Source organism: Arsenophonus sp. ENCA, from assembly GCF_002287155.1.
In the GTDB taxonomy this organism is placed as follows: Bacteria; Pseudomonadota; Gammaproteobacteria; order Enterobacterales; family Enterobacteriaceae; genus Arsenophonus; species Arsenophonus nilaparvatae.
Window position 1 is genome coordinate 1 of the sequence record NZ_NHNG01000059.1, and the last position, 747, is coordinate 747.

Annotated in this window: 1 protein-coding gene; it reads left to right on the top strand. The window is 37.2% G+C overall.

The window, feature by feature from the left end:
• Positions 1–41 precede the first annotated feature (41 nt).
• On the top strand, positions 42–479 hold the full coding sequence (locus tag CBG25_RS01670) for a CII family transcriptional regulator (protein ID WP_290604067.1): 438 nt from the start codon (positions 42–44) through the stop codon (positions 477–479).
• Positions 480–747: the final 268 nt, after the last annotated feature.

Below are 747 nucleotides of genomic sequence, written 5' to 3' on the forward strand. Positions count from 1 at the left end.
ACTGCTTACTTGCAAGAATATTTTATAGATATCTTTAATGCATGGATAACCGGACAAAATATGAACATCCTGATTTTTTCTTGTTTTTAAATTTATACTTCTTTTTTAGAGACTGCGAAACTCGTGTTATAGACATGGAAACCACGATTACACGCAAATCAAATGCAAAAAATATTGAAGCCAGAATACGCAATGGTATTAAGGTGCATTCAGCAATAAGAATTGCACAGGCTATTGGCGTAAATCCTTCACAGATTACGAGATGGCAGTCAGAGGATGGGATAATTCCGAAGATGGCAAAACTGCTTGATTGCATTGGCTACGATTCACCGAAGCAGGATTTAGTCATAACGAATATCTCAGGTGAAGAGATACGTAAGCTGATAGACATGCTGGAGCATTTGAGATTGCCAAAAAAAGAAGCTCCAAAGTTAAAAAACGATGAAGCTTCAGAATGTCAGATCGAGCGTTGTATTTAATTATGCATTTCAAGGAGAAGGGAAACGCCGAATTTCCCTTTTTTCTTTCAATTTCAGCGAGGTTATTATGCCAAAAAAGCGACGATTTATCAATAAAAACCATGAAGAAAGATTATACCCAGATAGCCCAGATGGGCTATTGGTTGCTGCATCAAAAAATAAGCGTTTCGCACATCGATTTGTATCGGAATTCAAGAAGATTCGAGGAGTTAAAAATGGCTGCAACAGTCACCAGTCTTGATGATTACAGAGTTAAAAACGAAGTCAG

What these genes read in the sequence shown, in the direction of transcription:
- CBG25_RS01670 (WP_290604067.1), top strand. Translation starts at nt 42, where the DNA reads ATGGATAACCGGACAAAATATGAACATCCTGATTTTTTCTTGTTTTTA.